The organism is Streptomyces kanasensis (assembly GCF_043077165.1).
GTDB classification, from domain to species: domain Bacteria; phylum Actinomycetota; class Actinomycetes; order Streptomycetales; family Streptomycetaceae; genus Streptomyces; species Streptomyces changanensis.
In genome coordinates, this window is the sequence record NZ_JBIBSF010000004.1 from 256,062 (window position 1) to 279,410 (window position 23,349).

The following is a 23,349-nucleotide window of genomic DNA, read 5'->3' on the forward strand; positions in this document are numbered from 1 at the left end:
CGGGGGGGGGCCCCCGGCGCCCGCGGGGGGGGGGGGGGGGGTGGGGGGGCGGGGGGGGGGGGTGGGGGGGCGGGGGGGGGCCGCGCGGGGGGGGGGGGGGGGGGCCCCGGGGGGGCCCCCGGCCCCTCCGTCATGCCCCCGGGGCCACCGGGTCACAGGCGGCTCACAGACCCTGCCAGGCCGGCTTGTTGGCGTAGGTGTGACGGAAGTAGTCCGCGAGCTTCAGCCGGGACGCGGCGGCCTCGTCGACGACGACCGTGGCGTGCGGGTGGAGCTGGAGCGCGGACGCCGGGACGAGCGCGGCGACCGGGCCCTCGACGGTCTGGGCGACCGCCTCGGCCTTGCCCTCGCCGGTGGCGAGCAGGACCAGGTGGCGGGCCTCCAGGATGGTGCCGATGCCCTGGGTGATGACGTGGTGCGGCACCTGGTCGATGTCGCCCTCGAAGAACCGGGCGTTGTCGATCCGGGTCTGCTCGGTGAGCGTCTTGATCCGGGTGCGCGAGGCGAGCGACGAGCACGGCTCGTTGAAGCCGATGTGGCCGTCGGTGCCGATGCCCAGGATCTGGAGGTCGACCCCGCCGGCCTCGGCGAGCGCCCGGTCGTACGCCTCGCAGGCCGCCTGCACGTCCTCGGCGGAGCCGTCGGGGCCCATGAAGGCGTCCGCGTCCAGTCCGAGCGGCTCGACCACCTGGCGCAGCACGGTGGAGCGGTACGACTCCGGGTGCCCGGCGGGCAGCCCGACGTACTCGTCGAGCTGGGCGATCCGCGCGCGGGAGACGTCCACGGCGCCCGAGCGGACCTTCGCGGTCAGCGCGTCGTAGATGGGCAGCGGCGTCGAGCCCGTGGCCACGCCGAGCAGAGCGTCGGGCTTGCGGCGCAGGAGGTCGGCGATGCCCTCCGCGATGAGCTCGCCGCCTGCCTGGGCGTCCTGGACGATGACAACTTCCACGCTGGGCCTGCCGATCTGGGAGGAGGGGAAAGGGTCACATACCTCAAGGTGGTATAGACCAATCTAGCAGAATCGCCCCCGCCGTCCCATGGCCCGGAACACCCCCGACCTACCCACACCCTCCACTGCCGGCGGCCACGCGTCCCGACGTCCGCCCACCGCTGGCGGCCCGGCGCGAACCCTGGTCGACTGGTGCCATGAGTGACGAGCCCGGCCGGATCATGGCGGGGGAGATGGCGGAGCAGCCCGCCGTGCTCCGCCGGATCCTGGAGCGTGGCGCGCCGGAGGTCCACGCCGTCGCGCGGGCCATCGCGGCGCGCGGGTGCCGCTTCGTGCTGCTGACCGGACGCGGCACTTCCGACAACGCCGCGCTGTACGCCAAGTACCTGCTGGAGATCCGCCTCGGCGTGCCCTGCGGTCTCACCTCCATGTCGACCACCACGGCCTACGGCGCCCGCCCCGACCTGACCGACGTACTGGTGATCACCGTCAGCCAGTCCGGCGGCTCGCCCGACCTGGTGGCCTCCACCCGGGCGGCCCGGGAGGCCGGCGCGGTCACGCTCGCCGTGACCAACAACCCGGACTCACCGCTGTCCGCCGTGTCCGAGTACCACCTCGACGTCCTGGCGGGCCCCGAGCGGGCGCTGCCCGCGACGAAGACGTACACCGCCTCGCTGCTCACCCTGTACCTCCTCGTGGAGGGGCTGCGCGGCGGCGACGGCGCCGCCGCGCACGCCCTGCCCGACCTCGCCGAGCGGATCCTGGCCCGCCGCGACGAGGTGCGCACCCTCGCCGCGCGCTACCGCTTCGCCGAGCGGATGGTGCTCACCTCCCGTGGGTACGGCTACCCGACGGCCCGCGAGGCCGCCCTGAAGCTGATGGAGACCAGCTACGTCCCGGCGCTCGCCTACTCCGGGGCCGACCTGCTGCACGGGCCGCTGGCCATGGTCGACAACGTCTCACCGGTCATCGCGGTGGTCACCGAGGGGCGCGGCGGCGAGGCGCTCCAGCCCGTGCTCGACCGGCTGCGCGGCCGGGGCGCCGACCTGTTCGTCGTGGGTCCGCGGGCGCAGGTGGAGGCGGCGTCGGCGGGCTTCGTCCTGCCGGTCGACGGTGTGCCGGAGGAGCTCCAGCCGGTCCTGGAGATCCTGCCGCTGCAGCAGCTCGCCTACGAGGTGACCATCGCGCGCGGCCAGGACCCGGACGCGCCGAGGGCCCTCGCGAAGGTCACCGAGACGCGCTGATCCCGGCCACCGCCGGCGAGCGCCCGACTCACCACCACGCCACCACCCGCCGGCCACCGAGCCGCCGTCCCCCATGGCGCCGTCCCCCATGGCGCCGGGCCGCCTCCGCGTCGAGCGGGCCATCCGCCGGGCCGCCTCCGCGTCGAGCGGGCCATCCGCCGAGCCGCCTCCGCGTCGAGCGGGCCATCCGCCAAGCCGCCGTCCCGCCACCCCGTCACCCCGCCGAGTGCGACGGAGCGCCCCTACGGCAGGGAGCCGTTCGTCGCGTCGATCCAGTGGCCCGTGACCGCCCGCGCGTCGTCCGACGCCAGGAACGCCACCACGTCGGCTATGTCCGACGGTCGGCCCACCCGGCCCAAGGCGGAGATGGCCGCCGCACCGGCCCACGCTTCGTCGCTCTCCCGCAGCCAGCCGGCGTTGATGTCCGTGTCGACGATGCCGGGGGCCACGGTGTTGACGGTGATGCCCCGCGGGCCGAGGGCCTTCGAAAGGTACGACGTGAACAGGTCCAGCGCGCCCTTGCTCATCGCGTACGCGATGTGCTCCGGCATCAGCGCCGCCCGCGACAGACCCGTCGAGACGTTGACCACGCGGCCGCCGTCGCGCAGCCGGCCGAGTCCGGCCTGCGTCACGAAGAACGGCGCCTTGGTGTTCACCGCGAAGAGCTTGTCGTACGCCGCCTCCTCGACCTCCCCGAAGACGGCCGGCGCCGCGATGCCCGCGTTGTTCACGAGGATGTCCAGCCCGTCCGCGTGCCGGTCGAACGCAGCCCACAGGCCCTCGGCGTCCCCCGGCACGCCCAGCTCCTGGCCGATCGCGAAGGCGGATCCACCGGCCGCCTCGATCGCCGTGACGGTCTCCTTGGCGGCGGTCTCGTTGACCCCGTAGTGCACCGCGACCCGTGCGCCGTCGCGCCCGAGGCGCTCCGCGACCGCCCGCCCGATGCCCCGGCTACCGCCCGTGACCAATACCGTCCTGCCCGTGAGCGTGCCCATGGGACGCCCCCCTCTTTCCCTAGTGAGCGTTACAGAAAGAACCGTAGCAGCATTCCCTAGTGCGCGCTATAAAATGGCGGCATGGCGACGACGCAGCGCGGCCGGCCCCGCTCCTTCGACCGGGCCACGGCCCTGGAGCGGGCCACCATGGCCTTCTGGGAGCACGGGTACGAGACGACCTCGGTCGCCGAGCTGACGCGGGCGATGGGCATCGGCGCGCCGAGCCTGTACGCCGCCTTCGGCGACAAGAGAGCCCTCTTCGAGGAGGTCGTGACCGAGTACGTCCGCTCCCACGGCTCCTACGCGGCCCGCGCCCTCGACGCCGAGCCCACCGCCCGCGCCGGGATAGGGCGGATGCTGCGCGAGGCGGCGACGGAGTTCACGGACCCGGAGCACCCGCGCGGCTGCCTGGTGATCTCCGCCGCGGCCAACTGCGCCACCCCGGACGTGGCGGACTCCCTGCGCGACCGGCGCAACGCCAACCTCGCCGGCATGGAGGCGCGCATCCGCGCGGACGTCGCCGCGGGCCTGCTCCCGGCGGGCACGGACGCCCGCGCGCTCGCCCGCTTCAGTGGGGCCGTGCTCCAGGGCATGTCGCAGCAGGCGCGCGACGGGGCGACGCGGGAGGAGCTGGAGGCGGTGGCGGAGGCGGCCATGCGGGCGTGGCCCGAGTGCGCGGCGGAGGTGCCCTGACCCGTGGATCCGCGAAGCCCCCGGAAACACCCGCGGGCCGCGGCGCCGCGACGGGACCCTCAACCCGTCCGGCACCGCAGCCCGGAGTAGCAGCGGCCGGCGGGTGTGCGGTCCCGCGGCCGCGGGTGGGGCCCCGGCGCAGTCAGGGCAGAGAGCGCCGGTTCCCCGGTCCACCCTCCTGTGCGGGGAGGGTGGAGGTCTTCATGTCGTCATTGTGGACTAGACCATTTGGGGCTGTCCATCCACATGCGCGGACTTTCCCGGCCCATCCTCCCCCACGGACGGGCAAAGCACCAGGTTCGGGCCCCGGGTACGCTCGCGGATGTGCCGTCCATGAACGACCTCGTCCGCCAGCACACCGCCCTCGGGGAGTCCGACCTCGAGTGGCTCCACCTGCTGGTCTCGGAGTGGCAGCTGCTCTCCGACCTGTCCTTCGCCGACCTCGTGCTGTGGGTGCCGACCCGGGACGGGACCCGGTACGTCTCGGTCGCGCAGATGCGCCCCAACACCGGGCCCACCTCCTACCAGGACGACATGGTCGGCCACCTCGTCCCCCGGGGCCGCCGGCCGCTGCTCGACGCGGCCCTCGACGAGGGCCGGATCGTGCGCGAGGGCGACCCGGAGTGGCGGGAGGAGGTCCCCGTACGCGTCGAGTCGATCCCCGTGCGCCGGGCGGGCCGCGTCCTCGGCGTGATCGCCCGCAACACCAACCTGCTCACCGTCCGGACGCCCTCCCGGCTGGAGCTCACCTACCTCCAGTCCGCCTCCGACCTCGCCCAGATGATCGCCGCGGGCAGCTTCCCCTTCGCGGAGCAGCAGGTCGACATGGACGCCTCGCCGCGCGCCGGTGACGGCCTGATCCGGCTCGACGCGGAAGGCGTCGTCCAGTACGCCTCGCCGAACGCCCTCTCCGCCTACCACCGGCTGGGTCTGGCCGCCGACCTCGTCGGCCAGCACCTCGGCCAGATCACCGCCGAACTCGCGCCCTCCCGCGGCCCCGTCGACGAGGCGCTGGTCAAACTGGCCAGCGGCTACGCCCCGCGCGAGGCGGAGGTCGAGGGCAACGGCGGGGTGATCCAGCTGCGGGCCATCCCCCTCAAGCCCAAGGGCATCCGGATCGGCTCGCTCGTCCTCCTCCGGGACGTCACCGAACTCCGGCGCCGCGAGCGGGAGTTGATCACCAAGGACGCGACCATCCGGGAGATCCACCACCGGGTGAAGAACAACCTCCAGACGGTCGCCGCCCTGCTGCGCCTCCAGGCCCGCCGGATGGACTCCGACCGGGGGAGGGAGGCGCTGAACGAGGCGGTGCGGCGGGTCGGCTCGATCGCCATCGTCCACGAGACGCTCTCCCAGAACCTCGACGAGCGCGTCGAGTTCGACGACATCGCCGACCGCGTCATCTCGATGGTCGCCGAGATCTCCCCGGGCGGGGTCGTCTGCCGGCGCAACGGCCGCTTCGGCGTGCTCGACGCCGAGGTCGCCACGCCCCTGTCCATGGTGCTGACCGAGGTCCTCCAGAACGCCCTGGAGCACGCCTTCGCCCCCGGCGAGCACGGCACCGTCGAGGTGGCGGCGGTCCGCGGCGACGGACGGGTCGGCGACGCGCGGCTGCTCATCACCGTCCAGGACGACGGCCGCGGTCTGCCGCCCGGCTTCGACCCGCAGCGCACCGGGAACCTCGGACTCCAGATCGTCCGCACCCTGGTGGAGGGGGAGTTGGGCGGTACGTTCGACATGCGCCCGGCCCCCGAGCGCGGGACGCGCGTCGTGCTGGACGTCCCGGTGCGCGCCCAGAAGTAGCGCCGGCAGGGCCCGCGCCCGACCCCCGTCGGCCCCGTCCCTCCGTCGCCGGCCCCCGCCGTCGGCCCCCGTCCGTCCCCGGCCGCCGCCGCGGCCGGCAGCCGGCGGCGTGCACCCGGCACGCGCGCGGTGCGCGCGTGGTGTGCGGGTACAGCAGCGAGCCCCGGTCCGTGTCGGCACGGTCCGGGGCTCGAACGCTGTGGGTTACTGCTGCGCGCTGCTACTCGGGAGGCGCGGTGGCGGTGCTCAGGCGCTGGCGTTGCGCGCCCGGTTACGGGCGGCGCGGCGCTTCATCGCGCGGCGCTCGTCCTCGCTGAGGCCACCCCAGACGCCGGAGTCCTGACCGGACTCGAGCGCCCACTGCAGGCACTGCTCCATCACGGGGCAGCGTCGGCAGACGGCCTTGGCTTCCTCGATCTGCAGCAGCGCAGGACCGGTGTTGCCGATGGGGAAGAACAGCTCGGGGTCTTCCTCACGACAAACGGCGTTGTGACGCCAGTCCATGGCTGCTACCTCTCCTTGGTGTTGCATGCAAGTTGCTTGTGAATGTGAACGCTTTCACGAATCCCCCCGCAAGGGAAGGGCCGACGGCCAGACGAACTGGTGTGGTCCTGGACTGAGGAGGGGTTCTGGCTTTCAGTGGAGGCCGGTGTTGCGGGCCGTCCCGATCGCCACGTAGAGACTCGCAAACCTCAGCGGCGGATACAACCCCTTCCGGAAAGTTTTTTTTGATTCCTCGGTGTCGGCTAGGTCACAGCCGTACTTCCATGGGGTGGACCCCAGCCCATACGTTCGAGATAAAGGGCCAAGGGCCCTTCCACTCACACAATCACACCCAGTGCTCGGCGAACGCCTGTGAACGTCACGCTCGTGCGGAGCCCCAGGTGGTCTCCGTCCATCTGGAAGGGGAGCGGCACCTTCGAATGCAAGGCGAAGTCCGTCTGGTCGTGCAAGGTCACCGCGTCCTTGCCGTGCGGACCGCGTTCCGGGGTCGAGGTCAGCAGCTGGGTGGCGTACCGGGCGACGGCGGGCGTCGACAACCGGCTCAGGGCGAGCACGTCGAGCGCGGTGTCGAAGGACGCCTCGGGCGAGGCGTACACCGGCCGGTTGCCCAGGTACGTCCACGGCGAGGTGTTGCAGACTATCGACAGCACGAGGTCCCGGACCGGGTCGTGCCCCGGCCGCTCCAGCGTGATCGTGCCGTGCCGGCGGTGCGGGTCGCCCAGCAGCTGGCGGACCACCTGCCGCAGGTACAGCGCGTGCGTCGACCGCTTGCCCCGCTCCCGCTGCTGCTCGACGCGGCCGACCACCCCCGCGTCGAAGCCGAAGCCCGCACAGAAGGTGAACCAGCGGGGCGGGACCGCCTCGTCCTCCGTACCGGGCGTGCCGGCCGCCAGTCCGAGGCCGACCGTGCGGCTGCGCCGCCCGGTCAGCGCGTCCAGGATGGCGCCGGTCGCCTCGACGGCGTCGTTGGGCAGGCCCAGCGCGCGGGCGAAGACGTTCGTGGAGCCGCCCGGCACCACCGCGAGCCGCGGCAGCCGGTCGGGGTCCGGTCCCCGGTGCAGCAGACCGTTGACGACCTCGTTGACGGTACCGTCGCCGCCGAGCGCCACGACCAGGTCGACGTCGTCGGAGTCGGCCGCCCGCCGGGCGAGGTCACGGGCGTGCCCCCGGTACTCCGTCGTCACCGCGTCCAGCTTCATCTCGCTGGCCAGGGCGTGGATCAGTACGTCACGGGTGCGGGCACTCGTGGTGGTGGCTGCCGGGTTGACCACGAGGAGTGCGCGCATGCCCGCCAGGTTACCTACCGCGCGGTACCGCGCCCAGGGGGGCCGGGAGCGGGCGGCTACCCTGCTGGGGTGAGCAGCAGCGAACAGCACCCCGCCCCCCGGACCCGTCCCACCCGCGTGACGGCCGCCGCCGCGGTGGCCGGCCTGGAGGCGCTGGCCCTCTTCGCCGGGGGCGTCTACGTCCTCGTGAACACCCTGACCGGCAGGCCCGACGGCGTCACCCAGGCCCTCACCGGCGGGGCGACCCTCGTCGCCCTGGGCCTCATCCCGCTGCTCGCCGCGCGGGGTCTGCTGCGCTGCCGCAGCTGGAGCCGGGGACCGGCGATCGTCACGCAGATCATGGCGCTGCCCGTCGCGTACACCCTGCTCACGGCGACCGGCGCGGCGATCCCGGCGGGCATCGCCCTGGCCGCCGCGGCGGTCACGGGGCTGGTCTGCCTCGTCCACCCCGCGACCACCCAGGCCCTCGGCATCGGCCGCGGCGGCGCCTGAGCGCTCCGGCGCGCACGCACCCCGGGGCCCGCGCGTCGGGTCCCGTCCACAACCCCCCGGGTCCGCCGCCCGGCGGTCCACCGCGCGCGGAGCACGGCGGGGCGGACGGGGCCTCCTCGGACCGGACAGCGGACGTTCCCTCCGGGCGGAGTGCCACCCCTCGGACCGGGCGCGGCGCCTGCCCTCGGGCCGGGGCGCCACGCCCCGGTCGGGGTCGACGCCCCGGGCGGGGCGTGCCGCCCCCCGGCCGGGCCCTACTCCTCGACCAGCAGCTTCTCGCGCAGCTGTGCCAGCGTCCGGGCCAGCAGCCGGGAGACGTGCATCTGCGAGATGCCGACCTCCTGCGCGATCTGCGACTGGGTCATGTTCCCGAAGAACCGCAGCAGCAGGATCCGCTTCTCGCGCGGAGGCAGGTCCTCCAGCAGCGGCTTCAGTGACTCGCGGTACTCGACGCCCTCCAGCGCCTCGTCCTCCGCGCCCAGCGTGTCCGCGACGGCGGGCGACTCGTCGTCCGTGTCGGGCACGTCCAGCGAGAGCGTGGAGTAGGCGTTGGCGGACTCCAGCCCCTCCAGGACCTCCTCCTCGGAGATGCCGAGCTTCTCGGCCAGCTCGTGCACCGTGGGGGAGCGCCCGTGCAGCTGGGACAGCTCCGCCGTCGCCGTGGTGAGGGACAGGCGCAGCTCCTGGAGGCGGCGCGGCACCCGGACCGCCCACCCCTTGTCGCGGAAGTGCCGCTTGATCTCGCCCACGACCGTCGGCGTCGCGTACGTCGAGAACTCGACGCCCCGCTCCGGGTCGAAGCGGTCCACCGACTTGATCAGGCCGATGGTCGCGACCTGCGTCAGGTCGTCCAGCGGCTCGCCGCGGTTGCGGAAGCGGCGGGCCAGGTGCTCGACCAGCGGCAGGTGCATGCGGACGAGTTGGTTGCGCAGCTCCGCCCGCTCCGGGGAGCCGTCCGGCAGGTCGCGCAGGCGGACGAACATCGCCTTCGCGCCACTGCGGTCCTGGGGGTCGTGCTGGGTCCTGTTCCGCCGCTCGTGCCCGTGTTCGCTCATCTTGGCCGCCCGCTCTGTCCGCGCCTGCTCCGGCGCCTCCACCAGACCGTCCACCGGGTGCGGCCGCGCCTGCTGTTCCGGGATGCCCTCGATGCCCTCCGCCGCGCTGAAGGCCCGGGGGCCGCGCTCCTCGTTCCGCACCGGACCGTCCCCGTCCCTCACGCCGGCCCGGGTCCCGCGCCGCGCTGTTTGTACAGGCTGATCGAGACCGTACGGTCGTCCGCCACCGAGGAGTCCACCTTGCCCGCCAGGGCGGACAGCACCGTCCAGGCGAAGGTGTCCCGCTCCGGCGCGCGGCCGTCGGTCGTGGGCGCCGACACCGTGACCTCCAGGGAGTCGTCGATCAACCGGAAGACGCAGCTGAGGACCGAGCCGGCCACGGCCTGTTGCAGCAGGATCGCGCAGGCCTCGTCGACCGCGATGCGCAGGTCCTCGATCTCGTCGAGGGTGAAGTCCAAGCGCGCCGCGAGGCCGGCCGTGGCCGTACGCAACACGGACAGGTAGGCACCCGCAGCGGGCAGCCGGACTTCCACGAAGTCCTGGGTCCCGGGCTCGCCTGCGATCTGGGACACCCTCACCTCCAAGGTGGCACAAACTCGTTCGGGGACCGGGGGGTCTGAGATCCCCCCGGAACCGTGCGGTACGCAGGAGTGCGTAGTCGCGGTGACGCTATCGCGATCCATGGTGCCGTGTCGCCGGGGCCCCCGGGTCCGACGGCTGTCACTCATGGTAAGCACATGAGTACGGACAGTGGCTAGTGCTCTGCGGCGACCAATCCGGAGAATCCGGCGGAGGGTTGACGTACCCAGGCGCCGGGGTGTCGAACCGTCCCGTTCTCAGCCGGGACCGCCCGCGGCCGGTTCCGGGCGGCCGGTCACCACCGCGGCCACGGTCGTCCCCGGCGTGAAGGCGCCCTCCTCGGCCAGGGTCGCCAGCGCGTACAGCATCTTGGCGACGTACACGCGTTCCACGGCCAGCCCGTGCCGCGCCCCGAAGTCCTCGGCGAACTCCTCCAGCGCCGGACCGCTCCGGGCGTACCCGCCGAAGTGGAAGCGGTCGTCCGTGTCCCATCGGCCGGCCGGTCCGCCGAAGGCCCGCTTCTGCAGGGCCCGGACCGCCCCGCCCAGGAAACCGCCCCGCAGTACCGGAATCCCCAGCGCGCGCTGTTCCGGCCCGAGGCCCGCCGCCAGCCCGGCCAGGGTGCCGCCCGTACCGCACGCCACCGCCACGACGTCCGCCCGGCCGCGCAGCTCCCGGCCCAGCCCCACGCAGCCGCGCACCGCCGCCGCGTTGCTGCCGCCCTCCGGGACGACCACCGTGCCCTCGGGCGCACCGTGCAGCAGCCCCGCCAGGACCGCCGGGTCGTCCTTCGCGCGGTACGTCGCCCGGTCGACGAAGACCAGGCGCATCCCGTCCGCCGCGCACCGCTCCAGCGACGGGTTCAGGGGCCGGCCGGCCAGCTCGTCTCCCCGGACGACGCCGACCGTCGGGAAGCCGAGCAGTCGTCCGGCGGCCGCGGTGGCGCGCAGGTGGTTGGAGTAGGCGCCGCCGAAGGTCAGCACGGGGCGCCCGGCCGCCCCCGCCAGGTTCGGGGCCAGCTTGCGCCACTTGTTGCCCACCAGGTCCGGGTGGATGAGGTCGTCCCGCTTCAGCAGCAGCCGCAGGCCGCGCCGGGTGAACCGGTCGTCGTCGACCGGCAGCAGCGGGGAGGGCAGCCGCGGCTCCAGGGCGGCGGCGGGGTCGCGGGACGTCACCCGCCCATTGTGCGGCCCGGCTCGGTCCGGCCCCCGGGCCGGTCCCCCGGTACGGGCGCGGCCGGGGTCGCGGGGCGGCGCACGGGGGGTCGCGCGGCGGCGGCATCGGCAGTACGGGGTGGGGTCGCGACCGGCGGGGTCGCCGTACGGGCGCGGCGGCCCGGAGCCGGTCGCTCCGTGCCGCTCCGGGCGCCATCGTCACCGCCGCCGAATCGAAAACGATCTCTAGCTGCCCAGCGATATCTTCATCCAGTCCCACTCATTTGTGTAATGGCGCGCGTACGCCACGTGCTGAAAGGCTTCTGCCGCAGGTCCGTTCAGAAAGATCGAGAGGGACGTCCATGTCGGTTGGTTCGGTTGGTTCGGTCGGCGACGAGGTCCGGGCGGAGCACGTGCCTCCGCAGCAGAGCCTCGGCACCGCGGCGGCGCGGAACCTGGCCACCACCACCAAGTCAGCACCCCAGATGCAGGAGATCACCTCCCGGTGGGTCCTGAAGATGCTCCCGTGGGTGCAGGTCCAGGGCGGCGCGTACCGGGTGAACCGGAGGCTCACGTACGCCGTGGGTGACGGGCGCGTCACCTTCGTGCAGACCGGCGAGCGCGTCGAGGTGATCCCGGCCGAGCTGTGCGAGCTGCCACCCCTGCGCGGGTACGACGACCAGGACGCCCTGCGGGAGCTCGCCACGCGCTGCTCGCAGCGCGACGTCGCCCCCGGTGACGTCATCGTCGAGGCCGGCTCGGCCGCGGACCGGGTCTTCCTCCTCGCCCACGGCAGGGTCGAGAAGGTCGGCACCGGCCCCTACGGCGACGAGGCCGTCGTCGACGTCCTGGCCGACGGCGCGTACTTCGGCGACGGCGCCCTGCTCGACGGCGAGTGCGCCTGGGAGTACACCCACCGGGCCGCCACGGCCTGCGTGCTGCTGGAGCTGACCCGCGCCGACGTGCTCAACCTCGCCGAGCGCGCCGGGTCCCTCTCCGCCCACCTGGCGGGCATGGCGTCCATCCCGCACCAGCGGACCAACCGGTACGGCGAGAAGGCGATCGACCTCTCCTCGGGCCACAGTGGCGAGCCGGTCATCCCGCACACCTACGTCGACTACGACCCGGCCCCGCGCGAGTACGAGCTGAGCGTCGCGCAGACCGTGCTCAAGGTCCACACGCGCGTCGCCGACCTGTACAACCAGCCCATGAACCAGACCGAGCAGCAGCTGCGGCTGACGGTCGAGGCCCTGCGCGAGCGCCAGGAGCACGAGCTCATCAACAACCGCGAGTTCGGCCTGCTCGCCAACGCCGACTACGGCCAGCGGATCCAGCCGCACGAGGGGGCGCCCGGCCCGGACGACATGGACGAGCTGCTCTCCCGCCGACGGGGCAGCAAGCTCTTCCTCGCCCACCCGAAGGCCATCGCCGCCTTCGGCCGCGAGTGCAACCGGCGCGGCCTGGTCCCCGAGAGCATCGACGTCGGCGGCCACCGCATCCCGACCTGGCGCGGCGTGCCCATCTTCCCCTGCAACAAGATCCCGATCAGTGACGCCCGCACCACGTCCATCCTCTGCCTGCGCACCGGGGAGGCGGACCAGGGCGTGATCGGTCTGCACCAGACCGGCATCCCGGACGAGATCGAGCCGAGTATGTCGGTGCGCTTCATGGGTATCGACGAACAGGCGATCATCTCGTACCTGGTCACGGCGTACTACTCGGCCGCCATCCTGGTGCCCGACGCCCTGGGCGTCCTGGAGAACGTCGAAATCAGCCGCTGGAGGTGAGGACCGGGTACGGGCGGGGGCGCCCTGCACCGGCGCCCCCGCCCGTACCCCTGCCCGGAAGAGGACGCAGGCCCAGGGAGCGGAGGAAGAACCGTGACGATGACCCAGACGGACGGGACCGGTACGCGGCACGACGAGGGCGACGCCCGGGACGCGGTCGCGCTCCTCGACCGCACCCACGCCGCCGTCACCCCCCGGCTGCGCGCCGGCCTGGACTCGCTGCCCGGCCCCCTGCGGCGGGTGGCCATGTACCACTTCGGCTGGGAGCACGCCGACGGGACACCCGCCTCCGGCCGCCCCGGCAAGGCGCTCCGCCCGGCCCTCGTCCTGGCCGCGACCCGCGCCCTCGGCGGCGACCCGGCCGTCGCGGTGGGGGCGGCCGCCGCCGTGGAGCTGGTGCACAACTTCACGCTGCTCCACGACGACATCGTCGACGAGGACCGCACGCGCCGTGACCGGCCCACCGCCTGGACGGTCTTCGGCGTGCCCGACGCCCTGGTCGCCGGGGACGCCCTGCAGGCCCTGGCGCTCGGCACGCTCGTCGCCGAGGGGCACCCGGCCGCGCCGGCCGCGGCGGCCCGGCTCGGCGCCTGCGTGGTCGAGCTGTGCGCGGGCCAGCAGGCGGACTGCGCCTTCGAGGGGCGCGGCCCGCTCGACGTGTCGTTGGACGAGTGCCTGGCGATGGCGGAGGCCAAGACGGGTGCGCTGCTCGGCTGCGCCTGCGCGCTCGGCGCCCTGTACGCGGGCGCGGGGGAGGCGCAGGTCGCGGCGATGGACGCGTTCGGCCGGCAGGCCGGGCTGGCGTTCCAGCTGATCGACGACCTGATCGGCATCTGGGGCGACCCCCGGCACACCGGCAAGCCGGCCGGGGCGGACCTGGTCGCCCTCAAGAAGTCGCTGCCCGTCGTCGCCGCCCTCACCTCCGGCACGGCGGAGGGCGCGGAGCTGGCCGAGCTGTACCGGCGGCCGGCGCCGACGGACGAGCACGTGGCCCGCGCGGCCAGGGCCGTCGAGCGGGCCGGCGGGCGGGACTGGGCCCAGGCGGAGGCAGCCGACCGGATGGCGCGGGCGGTCGACGAGCTGTCGCGCGCGGTGCCCGACGTGGCGGCGGCCGGTGAGCTGCTGTCGCTGGCGGAGTTCGTCACCCGGCGCTCGTACTGAGGTGAGCGCGGGCGGGCCGCACGGGCCGGGCCGGGGGGTCCCCGGTCCGGCCCGTGCCGTTCCTCAGCCGGCGGGGACGATCCGCTCCACCACGAAGCGCTGAACCGTCCTACCCTGGAGGCATGGGCAGCGAAGGACGCCGCACCGTCCGCCGCCCGCAGGAGACGGGGGCCACCGAGCCCGCCTGTCCCTCCTGCGGACAGCCTGTCGGTACGGACATACAGCGACGCAAGGTCCTCGGCGCGTGGGTCCCCACCTGGCACCCCCGCCCGTGCGGCAACCCCGATTGCGCCCGCTTCGGCGAGGCGCCCGAGCGCGGGACCCGCAGGACGCCCGGGACACCGGAGGCACACGGGACGCCCGACAGGGCGCCGGACGGGCCGCCGCCGCGGGACGAGCCGGGCAACAGCGCCAAGATCGGCTGAACTCCGGCCCGGAGGGTGTCCGGCGTCACGCCGGGGGCGGCCGTACCGCTACAGTCCGCGCCATGTCATCGGAGTCGACTGAAGTCTGGACCGGCTGGTACCGGGACCGGCGTGGTGCGGAAGCGATCGTCATCGCCTCGGAGGGTCGGGGCGTCAGCACCCGCGTCCGGGGCGTGCGGTACGGCGGCGGCGGCTTCGCCGCGCTGCGGGCGGCGCAGGAGGACGGTGGTCGGCCGCTGGCGGGCTGCGTCCTGGAGTGGGACCTCCCGCTGCCGGTCGTCCACGACCAGGCGACCCAACAGGGCACTCTCAGCTGCCTGTTGGCGCTCGGTGAGGCGCTGCCCGACGGCTCACCCGAGCGGGTGGACCTCCAACTCACCCTGCACTGCGGGGGAGCGGCGTACGAGTCCGGCGTCACGGGTGGCGACTTCGAGCAGGCCCTCGACCGGATCCTGCGGCAGCTGCCCGCCGGCACGCGCTTCGCGCGCGACCTCCTCCAGGCGGCCTGAACGCCCCGGCGCCCCGCGGTCGCTCCGCGGGGCGCCGGTGCCTGCTGTCGGTCAGGACACGCGGGCGACGGCGGCGGCCAGACCGTTGCGCCAGAGCGAGTCGACCCGGGAGCGCTCCTGCGCGTTCGGGATCGCGTTCTGGCACGACGGGCCGGGCCCGCCGCCGGACATCAGCTCGCTGCACGGTCCCGAGTAGTGGTCCGGCAGACCGAGCACGTGCCCCGTCTCGTGGGACGTGACCCGGGTGGAGTTGTAGGTCTGGTTCTGGCGGTAGTCGAGGAAGATGTAGCCCCGGCCGTGCCCGTCGGTGCTGGCGTACGAGCCGCGCGAGTCGTTGCCCTCGTAGTACCGGAAGTCGGGGTTGCTGCCCTCCTGCAGCTTCACGTTGACGACCGAGCTGTTCCAGATCTGCGTCGAGCGGGCTATCTGCGTGCGGAAGCTCGGGGCGTTGGCCGCCGAGTACACGACCGTCACGGCCTGCGCGCCGGGCGTCGCGGCGCGCTTGCGCGCCACGGAGTCCATGACCGCTTCGAAGAAGGCGCGGTTCGCCTTCGCCTCCTCCGACGAACCGGCGTACGCGGCGTACGGGGCGTGCGCGGCGCTCCGGTCGGTGGCCGGGGCGACGGGCGCCTCCGCGGCGGTGGCGGCGGGCACGGCGGCGAGAGCGGCGGCGACGCTCAGCGCGGCGGCCAGCACGGCCCTGGGGTGCTTCATGGGGGGCTCCTACTCGTCCTGAACGGTTGGGGGGACGCGTTCGGTTGGACGAAAGTGTCGGGGAGCCCCGGGAGCCCGCGGATGATGCCAGAGGGCGATAGCACGGGCGCATCACCCCCGACAACTCCCTTCGGCCTGGGGGAAATTCACGGGCTCACGGTGTCTGGTGCGGCGCGCGGTGACCGCCCTACGCTCGGGTCATGGAGCTGGAGGTGAGACACCTGCGGGCGCTGTGCGCCATCGCCGACACGGGCAGCCTGCACAAGGCCGCCAGGTCCCTGGGCATGAGCCAGCCCTCCCTCACCACCCAGCTGCGCCGCATCGAGCACGCGCTCGGCGCCGAGCTGTTCACCCGCGGCCGCACCGGCTGCCGGCCCACCCCGCTGGGCCGCGTCGTGCTGAGCCGCGCGCGCCCGCTGGTGGCCCAGATGGGCCTGCTCGTCAGTGAGGCGCGCGCGGCCGCCGCCCGCGCCGACGGGGCCCGCCTGCGCATCGGCTCCACCGCCAGCCGGGCCCTCGCCGGCTGGCTGCGGCGGCTGCGGCAGCGGCTGCCCGGCACGGACATCACCCTGCACATGGACGTCTCCGCCAACGCCCTGTTGCGCGCCCTGGCAGCGGGCCAGCTCGACGTGGCCTTCGTCCACGAGGTGGAGGGCTGCCCGTTACAGGTGCCGGACGGGCTGGAGCGGCGCGTGCTCGTCGAGCGCGAACCGCAGTTCATCTCCATGGCCCGCGACCACCCGGCCGCCGCCGCGCCCGTCGTCGACATCACCGACCTGGCCGAGGACCGCTGGATGGTCGACCCGACCGTCGACGGGGAGTGGGACGGACTGCGCCGCGTCCTCGGCGCCGCGGGCATCGACCCGCCGCTGATGCACGCCGACTACCACACGGCCGCGTCCCTCATCGTCGTCGGCGAGGCCGTCGCCCCCTGCCAGCCCACCTCGGGCCCGCGCGACGACATGGCGATCCGGCCCCTGCGGGACGACCCCCTCGCCGTACGGCTCCTGCTCTACCACCGGCCGGGCGACGACGGCGCCGCCCCGTACGGCACGGCCTACGCCGCACTCGCCGCCGCCTACCGCGAGGCGGCCCTGCGCACCTCCGCGTACCGCCACTGGCTGCTGCGCCACGGCACCCCCCTGCCGTGCGCCGGTTGACCCCGACGACCGCCGCCGCGCGCATCCGGCCGCCCGCCCGCCGCCACCACGACCCGCGGCCCCGCGCCTGGGCCGACGACCGCCGCCGTGAGCCGCCACGCGCCGCCCGCCGATGTCGCCCGCCCACCGCCACCACGACCCGCCGCCCACCGCCCGCCACGGGAAACGGCCGCACCCGGCCCCGCGGCCGCCGGGTGGGCGGTGCGGGACCGGGTGCGGGGGCGTCCGACCGGCGGGCAGAAGCCGTCGCTCGGCGGGGCCGGACCGGGTGGGTCAGGCCTTCTTCGTCTCCCAGAAGATCTTGTCGATCTGGGCGATGTAGTCCAGGGCCTTCTGGCCCGTCGCCGGGTCGGTCGACGCCTTGGCGGCCGAGAGGGCCTTCAGGGTGTCGTTGACCAGCTGGTGCAGCTCCGGGTACTTCTCGAAGTGCGGGGGCTTGAAGTAGTCGCTCCACAGCACGGAGACGTGGTGCTTCGCCAGCTCGGCGCGCTGCTCCTTGATGACCGTGGCGCGGGCCTGGAAGTGCGGGTCGTCGTTCGCGGCCATCTTGTCCTGGACGGCCTTGACCGACTCGGCCTCGATGCGGGCCTGGGCGGGGTCGTACACGCCGCACGGCAGGTCGCAGTGGGCGCTGACCTTCACCTTGGGGGCGAACAGGCGGGAGAGCATGCTGCTGTCCTTCCTCGTGATCGTCTTCTCAAGGTGGGACATTACTCGGTGACGGGCCGGTTTTCGCGGGCAGCCCCCGGGGCTTAGGACGAAAGTCCAGGGGGATCATGGGACTCGTGGAGGAACCGCGCGGCATGCACGGCAGGTGGTGGAGGCGGATGACGGAGCGAGGACGGGGCCCCCTGTTCCCCTACGGGGTCGCCGAGGTGACGGGGCCGTCCATGGTGCCCACGCTGTGCCACGGCGACCGGCTGCTGGTGCGGTACGGGGCGCCGCCGCGCCCGGGGGCCGTGGCCGTGCTGCGCCATCCGTTCCGGCAGGACCTGCTGATCGTGAAGCGGCTCGTCGAGCGGCGGGACGGCGGCTGGTGGGTGCTGGGGGACAACACCGACGCGGAGGCCGTGGACAGCAGGACGTTCGGGGCGGTCCCCGCCGCGCTCGTGCTGGGCCTGGTGCGGGCGCGGTACCGGGGGATCCGCCCGGGGCGTCAGCGCTCGGCGGCCGTCGTGCTGGCGTGGCTCGTCTCGGCGGTGCGGCCGGTGCCCGCCGACCGCTCGCTCTCCAGGCGCTTGCGGGCGCGGTAGGCGGCCACGTTGGCGCGGGTGGCGCAGCGGTCGGAGCAGTACCGGCGGGAGCGGTTCGTGGACGTGTCCAGGTAGGCGTTGCGGCACGGGGCCGCCTGGCACAGGCCGAGCCGGTCGGCCCCGAACTCGGTGAGGTGGAAGGCGAGCCCCATCGCGGCGATCGCGGCGTACCCGGCGGTGGCGTTCGACGGGTGCTCGGCGAGGTGCATGTGCCAGCGCGGCCGGCCCTCGTCGTCCAGCTGGTCGTGGCCGGAGATCTGCGGGCTGACGGGGAACTCCAGCAGCAGCGAGTTCAGCAGGTCCACGGCCCGTCCCTGGTCGCCCTCGTCGGCCGCCGTGAAGACCGCGCGCAGCCGCGCCCGCACCGAGCGGAAGCGGGTGACGTCCGCGTCGGTGACGCGCCGCGCCATCTGCGTCATCTCGCCGAACAGCTCGCGCACGGCCTCGACGGAAGTGAGCGCGTCCTTGCCGCGCGCCGGCTCCTCGGTGTTCACCAGCTGCACGGCGTAGTCCGAGTAATAGGCCAGTTCCACTTGTCGTCCTTACAAGAGCGGTCCGGGGAGTCGAACGGACCCAGCGTAAGGGATAAGGTCCGAAAGGGATTATTACCGCAGACGATCGTCCCCGTGAGGGGAACGGGTCGGCCGGATGTCGTCCTCGCGGAGTGACCGGTAGGGCGGCGCGGTCTTTCCGGTGAAAAGCGGGTGCCCGTCAAGTATTACGGAAATTCCGGCGGCCGGGTGGAAATTCCGCAGGAGGCCTTGACGGATTCCGTTGGGTGGGGTAGCGAAAGCGGCGCCGTCTCGCCGTGTGGGCGGAGGGCGAAAGGGGGCCGGCCACCGGATCGCGCACCCGGTGGCCGGCCCCTTTTCCGCGCTGTCGTCCCTTTACAGCACCTTCGACAGGAACGCCTGCGTCCGCTCGTGCTGCGGGTTGGTGAGCACGTCGCGCGGGCTGCCCGACTCGACGACCACGCCGCCGTCCATGAAGACGAGCGAGTCGCCCACCTCGCGGGCGAAGCCCATCTCGTGCGTGACGACGACCATCGTCATGCCCGACTCGGCGAGGTCCCGCATGACGTCCAGGACGTCACCCACGAGCTCCGGGTCGAGCGCCGACGTCGGCTCGTCGAACAGCATCAGCTTCGGCTCCATGGCCAGCGCCCGGGCGATGGCCACGCGCTGCTGCTGGCCGCCGGAGAGCTGCGAGGGGTAGTGGCCGGCGCGGTCGCCCAGGCCGACCCGGTCCAGCAGCTTCAGCGCCCGCTCGCGCGCCACCGCCCTGGTCTCGCCCTTCACCTGGACCGGCGCCTCCATGACGTTCTCGACGGCCGTCATGTGGGGGAAGAGGTTGAAGCGCTGGAACACCATGCCGATGTCCCGCCGCTTCAGCGCGACCTCGTTGTCCTTGAGCTCGTACAGCTTGTCGCCCTTCTGGCGGTAGCCGACCAGCTCGCCGTCGACGTACAGCCGGCCGGCGTTGACCTTTTCCAGGTGGTTGATGCACCGCAGGAAGGTCGACTTGCCGGAGCCGGACGGGCCGATCAGGCAGAACACCTCGCCGGGCGCCACCTCGAGGTCGATGCCCTTGAGGATGTGCGCGGCGCCGTAGGACTTGTGGACGCCCTCGGCCTTCACCATGGCGGTCATGCGGTGCCTCCCTGCCGGCTGGAGAACGACATCAGGTGCGTCTTCACCTTCTGCCAGGGCGTGTCCGGCAGCGAGCGGGAGCTGCCGCGCGCGTAGTACCTCTCCAGGTAGTACTGCCCGACGCTGAGGATCGAGGTCATGATCAGGTACCAGGTGGCAGCCAGGAAGAGCATCTCCACCGGCGCGCCGGACGACTGGCCGATGTCCTGAGCGTTGCGGAGGAGTTCGTAGTACTGCACCGCAGCCACCAGCGAGGTCGTCTTCAGCATGTTGATGACCTCGTTGCCCGTCGGGGGCACGATGACGCGCATCGCCTGCGGGATCACGATCCGGCGCAGCGTCTTGCTGTGGCTCATGCCCAGGGCGTGAGCCGCCTCGGTCTGGCCCTCGTCGACCGCGAGGAGGCCCGCGCGGCAGATCTCGGCCATGTAGGCGGCCTCGTTCAGCCCGAGCCCCAGGAGCGCCGTGAGGAACGGCGTCATGAAGTCGGACCACTCGTCCTTGTAGAACGGGCCGAGGTTGATGTACTCGAAGACCAGGCCCAGGTTGAACCAGACGAAGAGCTGGACCAGGACCGGGGTGCCGCGGAAGAACCAGATGTAGAACCAGGCGATCGACGACGTCACCGGGTTCCTCGACAGGCGCATCACCGCGAGGAGGATGCCGCCGACGATGCCGATGGTCATGGACAGGACGGTCAGCAGCAGGGTCTGGCCGACGCCCTCGATGATGCGGTCGTCGAAGAAGTAGTCCGGGATGGCGTCCCAGTTGATCTGGCCCTGCGCGAACGCGAAAACGATCGCGGCGAAGGCCGCCAGGGCGACGACGGCGCTGACGTACCGGCCGTAGTGGCGGACCGGGACCGCCTTGATCGCCTCGGGACCGGCGGGCGGGACGTCGTCCTCCGGGCCCTTCTTCTTCATGTCAGTTGTCACAGTGGTGGTGCCTCTCAGTGGCCTGTCGGTGCCGGCCGGGGGATCAGGAACCGCCGTTGATCTTGGCCTCGGTGACGGCGCCCTGGGCCACGCCCCACTTCTCGAGGACCTTCTTGTACTCGCCGTTGGCGATGACCGCGTCCATGGCGGCCTTGATCGCGTCGCGCAGCTGCGCGTTGTTCTTGGCGACCGCGATGCCGTACGGGGCGGCCTCGACCTGCTCGCCGACGATCTGGAAGTCCTTGCCGCCGCCCGAGGTCTTCACGGTGTACGCGGCGACGGGGAAGTCCGAGGAGCCGGCGTCGGCGCCACCCGCGCGCAGACGGGTCTGCGCCTGCTGGTCGGTGTCGAACGCCTCGATCGTGATCGCGGGCTTCTTGCCGTCGACGCACTTCTTCGACTCGGCCTTGGCCAGGTCCTCCGAGACGGTGCCGCGCTGGACGACGATCTTCTTGCCGCAGAGGTCGGCCCAGGTCTTGATGCCCTTGTCGACGCCCTTCTTGGTGTAGATGGAGACGCCCGCGTTGAAGTAGTCGACGAAGTCGACGCCCTCGCCGACCTTCTTCCCCGTCTCCGAGTCGATGCCCTCCTGGCGGGCCTTGGTGTCCGTCATCGCCGACATCGCGATGTCGTACCGCTTGGACCGCAGGCCCGTGATGAGGGTGTCGAAGGTGCCGTTCTCGAACTGGAACGTCACGCCGAGCTGCTTGCCCATGGCCGCGGCGAGGTCCGGGTCGATGCCGACCGTCTTGCCGGCCGCGTCCTTGAACTCGACCGGGGCGTAGGCGATGTCCGAACCGACCTTGATGACGCCCTTGTCGCGGATGCTCTGCGGCAGCTTGTCCGCCAGGGGGGCGGAGGCCACGGCTGACCCCTTCGTCTCGTTGCTGGAGGTCCCGCTCTGCGTCTGGTCGCCACAGGCGCTGAGCAGCATGGCGCCGGCGACCGCGGTCGCAGCGACCGCGGCGGTCCGGGACGTCCGCGGCGTCCGGGTCTTCGCGGCGGTCGAGCGGTGGGTGGTGCTTGCGGTCATGGTCGGTTTCCTCCGGCGGGTGAAAGGAATGCCAATGGGTCGGGCACGCACCTTCGGGTGTCGCGACCTCGTGTGATTACGGCATCTTGCCATTCGGACCACCCGTAACAAGGGCCTCAGCATGTCAAAATCGGGTAACGGGTGACCCCCGATGCTCATGACACGGGCCCACGACGGCCGCACCTTCTCCGGGATCCATGCCGCCACGCCGGAAAATCTCCCGTGGATCTCGGCATCCGGACGTCATTGCGACCGCATTCCGGGGCCCAGTCGACTTGTCCAGACATTCTCCTATGAGTCATGTCACCGGGGTGGCGCCGCCCCTGGGCGAATGGCCGGATATGCGGCCCCCCGGCGGGAGTCCCGCGAGCCCCGGACCGGACCCCTGTCCGGGTGCCGGGGTGGACCCGGACGCACGCGGCGATCAGCCGTCCGGGACACTTTCCGTGTGAGGGGTGTCGCGGGGAAACGGACTCGTCGGCGGTGCCCTCCGTCCGGTAAGAAGGATCCTTACACCCCTCATCCGGGGCTCAGGGCGCGTTGTGCGGCGCGCCCGCGCGTACGACCGATCCCCTGCAGGGGCGGGCCAACCGCCCGGGCGGGGGACGTACGCGGTGCCAGCCCACCCCTCCTCACCAGGAGTGGCCACCCTCAGACAATGAAGACTAAAGGGGTCATCCCAATGGCAGCGGAGATCGTCAACCCTCGTAGCGACAGCGATACCGGCACCGGTACGCAGAACGCTTCGGACGAGCCCTTCGATCCGGCTTTCGCCCTCCACCGGGGCGGGAAGATGGCGGTGCAGGCCACCGTCCCCGTGCGCGACAAGGACGACCTGTCCCTCGCGTACACCCCCGGCGTCGCCAAGGTGTGCAGCGCCATCGCCGAGCGTCCGGAGCTCGTGCACGACTACACCTGGAAGTCGCAGGTCGTCGCCGTCGTCACGGACGGCACCGCCGTCCTGGGCCTCGGCGACATCGGGCCGGAGGCCTCCCTCCCCGTGATGGAGGGCAAGGCCATCCTGTTCAAGCAGTTCGGCGGCGTGGACGCGGTGCCCATCGCGCTCGCCACGACCGACACCGACGAGATCATCGACACCGTGGTCCGGCTCGCCCCGTCCTTTGGCGGGGTCAACCTGGAGGACATCTCGGCGCCGCGGTGCTTCGAGATCGAGCGCAGGCTCCAGGAGCGCCTCGACATCCCGGTCTTCCACGACGACCAGCACGGCACCGCGATCGTCACCCTGGCGGCCCTGCGCAACGCCGCCAAGCTGACCGGCCGTGGCCTCGGCGACCTGCGCGCGGTCATCTCCGGCGCGGGCGCGGCGGGCGTGGCCATCGCGAAGTTCCTGCTGGAGGCCGGCATCGGCGACGTGGCGGTCGCGGACCGCAAGGGCGTCGTCAGCCGTGACCGGGAGGACCTCACCCCGGTCAAGCGCGAGCTCGCCGAGCTCACGAACAAGGCGGGCCTGTCCGGCTCGCTGGAGTCGGCGCTCGCCGGCGCCGACGTGTTCATCGGCGTCTCCGGCGGTACGGTCCCCGAGCCGGCGGTCGCCTCGATGGCGCCGGAGTCGTTCGTGTTCGCCATGGCCAACCCGAACCCGGAGGTCCACCCCGAGATCGCGCACAAGTACGCGGCGGTCGTGGCCACCGGCCGGTCGGACTTCCCGAACCAGATCAACAACGTGCTGGCCTTCCCCGGGATCTTCGCGGGCGCGCTCCAGGTGCGGGCCTCCCGCATCACGGAGGGCATGAAGATCGCGGCGGCCGAGGCGCTGGCCGGTGTCGTCGGGGACGATCTGGCCGCCGACTACGTGATCCCGTCGCCGTTCGACGAGCGGGTCGCCCCGGCGGTCACCGCGGCCGTCGCGGCGGCGGCGCGTGCGGAGGGGGTCGCCCGGCGCTGAGCCGGCGCAACGGCGTGACGAGGGCCGTGTCGCATCCCGTGCGGGGGTGCGGCACGGCCCTCG

General features: G+C 73.0%; 24 protein-coding genes. 11 read left to right on the forward strand and 13 right to left on the reverse strand.

Going from position 1 to position 23,349, the window contains the following annotated elements; all coding sequences use genetic code 11:
- Positions 1-163: 163 nt before the first annotated feature.
- The gene (nagB, locus tag ACF053_RS12815; protein ID WP_058945445.1) at positions 164-949 is read right to left on the reverse strand and encodes a glucosamine-6-phosphate deaminase; all 786 of its coding nucleotides are present in this window, start codon (positions 947-949) and stop codon (positions 164-166) included.
- Positions 950-1,146: 197 nt separating this feature from the next.
- Between nagB and ACF053_RS12820 the strand changes: the two genes are divergently transcribed.
- Positions 1,147-2,193 (forward strand): SIS domain-containing protein, encoded by a 1,047-nt coding sequence (locus ACF053_RS12820; protein ID WP_391953892.1) that lies wholly within the window; start codon positions 1,147-1,149, stop codon positions 2,191-2,193.
- Positions 2,194-2,435: 242 nt separating this feature from the next.
- On the opposite strand, the gene ACF053_RS12825 is transcribed toward ACF053_RS12820, so the two are convergent.
- Entirely contained in the window at positions 2,436-3,188 is a 753-nt protein-coding gene (locus ACF053_RS12825) for an SDR family oxidoreductase (protein WP_391953893.1), read from the reverse strand.
- 81 nt (positions 3,189-3,269) lie between these two features.
- Here ACF053_RS12825 and ACF053_RS12830 point away from each other — a divergent pair, with 81 nt between their 5' ends.
- A complete protein-coding gene (locus tag ACF053_RS12830) occupies positions 3,270-3,881 on the forward strand; it encodes a TetR/AcrR family transcriptional regulator (protein ID WP_391953894.1) in 612 nt (203 codons plus the stop codon).
- A gap of 333 nt (positions 3,882-4,214) precedes the next feature.
- Positions 4,215-5,684, forward strand: coding sequence for a sensor histidine kinase (locus ACF053_RS12835; RefSeq protein ID WP_391954100.1), 1,470 nt, complete (start codon positions 4,215-4,217; stop codon positions 5,682-5,684).
- A 246-nt stretch (positions 5,685-5,930) separates the two neighbouring features.
- On the opposite strand, the gene ACF053_RS12840 is transcribed toward ACF053_RS12835, so the two are convergent.
- Both ACF053_RS12840 and ACF053_RS12845 read right to left on the reverse strand, forming a co-directional pair.
- On the reverse strand, positions 5,931-6,188 hold the full coding sequence (locus ACF053_RS12840) for a WhiB family transcriptional regulator (RefSeq protein ID WP_003953983.1): 258 nt from the start codon (positions 6,186-6,188) through the stop codon (positions 5,931-5,933).
- A 317-nt stretch (positions 6,189-6,505) separates the two neighbouring features.
- Positions 6,506-7,474, reverse strand: a complete 969-nt coding sequence (locus tag ACF053_RS12845; RefSeq protein ID WP_391953895.1) for a diacylglycerol/lipid kinase family protein — start codon at positions 7,472-7,474, stop codon at positions 6,506-6,508.
- 69 nt (positions 7,475-7,543) lie between these two features.
- Between ACF053_RS12845 and ACF053_RS12850 the strand changes: the two genes are divergently transcribed.
- Complete coding sequence (locus ACF053_RS12850; RefSeq protein ID WP_391953896.1) at positions 7,544-7,966, forward strand: hypothetical protein; 423 nt, start codon at positions 7,544-7,546, stop codon at positions 7,964-7,966.
- 254 nt (positions 7,967-8,220) lie between these two features.
- Here ACF053_RS12850 and ACF053_RS12855 read toward each other — a convergent pair whose 3' ends face one another.
- From ACF053_RS12855 to ACF053_RS12865, 3 genes are all read right to left on the reverse strand, one after another.
- Positions 8,221-9,183: an RNA polymerase sigma factor SigF gene (locus ACF053_RS12855; RefSeq protein WP_058943411.1), complete on the reverse strand. Its 963-nt coding sequence runs from the start codon at positions 9,181-9,183 to the stop codon at positions 8,221-8,223.
- Positions 9,180-9,593: an ATP-binding protein gene (locus ACF053_RS12860; protein WP_028963827.1), complete on the reverse strand. Its 414-nt coding sequence runs from the start codon at positions 9,591-9,593 to the stop codon at positions 9,180-9,182. Before ACF053_RS12860 ends, ACF053_RS12855 begins: the two co-directional genes overlap by 4 nt.
- Before the next feature lie 264 nt (positions 9,594-9,857).
- Positions 9,858-10,775 carry a 1-aminocyclopropane-1-carboxylate deaminase/D-cysteine desulfhydrase gene (locus ACF053_RS12865; protein WP_391953897.1) on the reverse strand — a complete coding sequence of 306 codons (918 nt, stop codon included), beginning with the start codon at positions 10,773-10,775 and terminating at the stop codon, positions 9,858-9,860.
- A 341-nt stretch (positions 10,776-11,116) separates the two neighbouring features.
- Here ACF053_RS12865 and ACF053_RS12870 point away from each other — a divergent pair, with 341 nt between their 5' ends.
- The 4 genes from ACF053_RS12870 to ACF053_RS12885 all read left to right on the forward strand — a co-directional run bounded on the left by ACF053_RS12870 (position 11,117) and on the right by ACF053_RS12885 (position 14,636).
- Complete coding sequence (locus ACF053_RS12870; protein ID WP_391953898.1) at positions 11,117-12,541, forward strand: family 2B encapsulin nanocompartment shell protein; 1,425 nt, start codon at positions 11,117-11,119, stop codon at positions 12,539-12,541.
- 99 nt (positions 12,542-12,640) lie between these two features.
- Positions 12,641-13,702 carry a family 2 encapsulin nanocompartment cargo protein polyprenyl transferase gene (locus ACF053_RS12875; RefSeq protein ID WP_391954101.1) on the forward strand — a complete coding sequence of 354 codons (1,062 nt, stop codon included), beginning with the start codon at positions 12,641-12,643 and terminating at the stop codon, positions 13,700-13,702.
- Positions 13,703-13,824: 122 nt separating this feature from the next.
- The gene (locus tag ACF053_RS12880; RefSeq protein ID WP_391953899.1) at positions 13,825-14,127 is read left to right on the forward strand and encodes a hypothetical protein; all 303 of its coding nucleotides are present in this window, start codon (positions 13,825-13,827) and stop codon (positions 14,125-14,127) included.
- 62 nt (positions 14,128-14,189) lie between these two features.
- Positions 14,190-14,636: a DUF6304 family protein gene (locus tag ACF053_RS12885; RefSeq protein ID WP_391953900.1), complete on the forward strand. Its 447-nt coding sequence runs from the start codon at positions 14,190-14,192 to the stop codon at positions 14,634-14,636.
- A gap of 51 nt (positions 14,637-14,687) precedes the next feature.
- Here ACF053_RS12885 and snpA read toward each other — a convergent pair whose 3' ends face one another.
- A complete protein-coding gene (snpA, locus tag ACF053_RS12890; protein ID WP_391953901.1) occupies positions 14,688-15,350 on the reverse strand; it encodes a snapalysin in 663 nt (220 codons plus the stop codon).
- Between the two features lie 200 nt (positions 15,351-15,550).
- Between snpA and ACF053_RS12895 the strand changes: the two genes are divergently transcribed.
- Complete coding sequence (locus ACF053_RS12895; protein WP_391953902.1) at positions 15,551-16,510, forward strand: LysR family transcriptional regulator; 960 nt, start codon at positions 15,551-15,553, stop codon at positions 16,508-16,510.
- 273 nt (positions 16,511-16,783) lie between these two features.
- Here the strand turns inward: ACF053_RS12895 and sodN are convergent, their stop codons facing one another.
- Entirely contained in the window at positions 16,784-17,179 is a 396-nt protein-coding gene (gene sodN, locus ACF053_RS12900) for a superoxide dismutase, Ni (RefSeq protein ID WP_019075224.1), read from the reverse strand.
- Positions 17,180-17,337: 158 nt separating this feature from the next.
- On the opposite strand from sodN, the gene sodX reads away from it, so the two are divergent.
- Complete coding sequence (gene sodX / locus ACF053_RS12905; protein WP_391953903.1) at positions 17,338-17,763, forward strand: nickel-type superoxide dismutase maturation protease; 426 nt, start codon at positions 17,338-17,340, stop codon at positions 17,761-17,763.
- Here the strand turns inward: sodX and ACF053_RS12910 are convergent.
- From ACF053_RS12910 to ACF053_RS12925, 4 genes are all read right to left on the reverse strand, one after another.
- A complete protein-coding gene (locus ACF053_RS12910) occupies positions 17,667-18,296 on the reverse strand; it encodes a CGNR zinc finger domain-containing protein (RefSeq protein WP_391953904.1) in 630 nt (209 codons plus the stop codon). The two genes, sodX and ACF053_RS12910, sit on opposite strands and share 97 nt — an antisense overlap.
- 354 nt (positions 18,297-18,650) lie before the next feature.
- On the reverse strand, positions 18,651-19,412 hold the full coding sequence (locus tag ACF053_RS12915; RefSeq protein WP_391953905.1) for an amino acid ABC transporter ATP-binding protein: 762 nt from the start codon (positions 19,410-19,412) through the stop codon (positions 18,651-18,653).
- Positions 19,409-20,335, reverse strand: coding sequence for an amino acid ABC transporter permease (locus tag ACF053_RS12920; RefSeq protein WP_257375459.1), 927 nt, complete (start codon positions 20,333-20,335; stop codon positions 19,409-19,411). Before ACF053_RS12920 ends, ACF053_RS12915 begins: the two co-directional genes overlap by 4 nt.
- A 55-nt stretch (positions 20,336-20,390) precedes the next feature.
- Positions 20,391-21,380 (reverse strand): ABC transporter substrate-binding protein, encoded by a 990-nt coding sequence (locus ACF053_RS12925; RefSeq protein WP_391953906.1) that lies wholly within the window; start codon positions 21,378-21,380, stop codon positions 20,391-20,393.
- A 682-nt stretch (positions 21,381-22,062) separates the two neighbouring features.
- Between ACF053_RS12925 and ACF053_RS12930 the strand changes: the two genes are divergently transcribed.
- Positions 22,063-23,286 carry an NAD(P)-dependent malic enzyme gene (locus tag ACF053_RS12930; RefSeq protein ID WP_391953907.1) on the forward strand — a complete coding sequence of 408 codons (1,224 nt, stop codon included), beginning with the start codon at positions 22,063-22,065 and terminating at the stop codon, positions 23,284-23,286.
- Positions 23,287-23,349: the final 63 nt, after the last annotated feature.

Coding starts and splice junctions, on each gene's coding strand:
- ACF053_RS12825 (WP_391953893.1), bottom strand. CDS start 3,188: ATGGGCACGCTCACGGGCAGGACGGTATTGGTCACGGGCGGTAGCCGG.
- ACF053_RS12925 (WP_391953906.1), bottom strand. CDS start 21,380: ATGACCGCAAGCACCACCCACCGCTCGACCGCCGCGAAGACCCGGACG.
- sodN (WP_019075224.1), bottom strand. CDS start 17,179: ATGCTCTCCCGCCTGTTCGCCCCCAAGGTGAAGGTCAGCGCCCACTGC.
- ACF053_RS12930 (WP_391953907.1), top strand. CDS start 22,063: ATGGCAGCGGAGATCGTCAACCCTCGTAGCGACAGCGATACCGGCACC.
- ACF053_RS12920 (WP_257375459.1), bottom strand. CDS start 20,335: ATGAAGAAGAAGGGCCCGGAGGACGACGTCCCGCCCGCCGGTCCCGAG.
- ACF053_RS12845 (WP_391953895.1), bottom strand. CDS start 7,474: ATGCGCGCACTCCTCGTGGTCAACCCGGCAGCCACCACCACGAGTGCC.
- sodX (WP_391953903.1), top strand. CDS start 17,338: ATGACGGAGCGAGGACGGGGCCCCCTGTTCCCCTACGGGGTCGCCGAG.
- ACF053_RS12870 (WP_391953898.1), top strand. CDS start 11,117: ATGTCGGTTGGTTCGGTTGGTTCGGTCGGCGACGAGGTCCGGGCGGAG.
- ACF053_RS12835 (WP_391954100.1), top strand. CDS start 4,215: ATGAACGACCTCGTCCGCCAGCACACCGCCCTCGGGGAGTCCGACCTC.
- ACF053_RS12840 (WP_003953983.1), bottom strand. CDS start 6,188: ATGGACTGGCGTCACAACGCCGTTTGTCGTGAGGAAGACCCCGAGCTG.
- ACF053_RS12820 (WP_391953892.1), top strand. CDS start 1,147: ATGAGTGACGAGCCCGGCCGGATCATGGCGGGGGAGATGGCGGAGCAG.
- ACF053_RS12915 (WP_391953905.1), bottom strand. CDS start 19,412: ATGACCGCCATGGTGAAGGCCGAGGGCGTCCACAAGTCCTACGGCGCC.
- snpA (WP_391953901.1), bottom strand. CDS start 15,350: ATGAAGCACCCCAGGGCCGTGCTGGCCGCCGCGCTGAGCGTCGCCGCC.
- ACF053_RS12885 (WP_391953900.1), top strand. CDS start 14,190: ATGTCATCGGAGTCGACTGAAGTCTGGACCGGCTGGTACCGGGACCGG.
- ACF053_RS12830 (WP_391953894.1), top strand. CDS start 3,270: ATGGCGACGACGCAGCGCGGCCGGCCCCGCTCCTTCGACCGGGCCACG.
- ACF053_RS12895 (WP_391953902.1), top strand. CDS start 15,551: ATGGAGCTGGAGGTGAGACACCTGCGGGCGCTGTGCGCCATCGCCGAC.
- ACF053_RS12875 (WP_391954101.1), top strand. CDS start 12,641: ATGACCCAGACGGACGGGACCGGTACGCGGCACGACGAGGGCGACGCC.
- ACF053_RS12880 (WP_391953899.1), top strand. CDS start 13,825: ATGGGCAGCGAAGGACGCCGCACCGTCCGCCGCCCGCAGGAGACGGGG.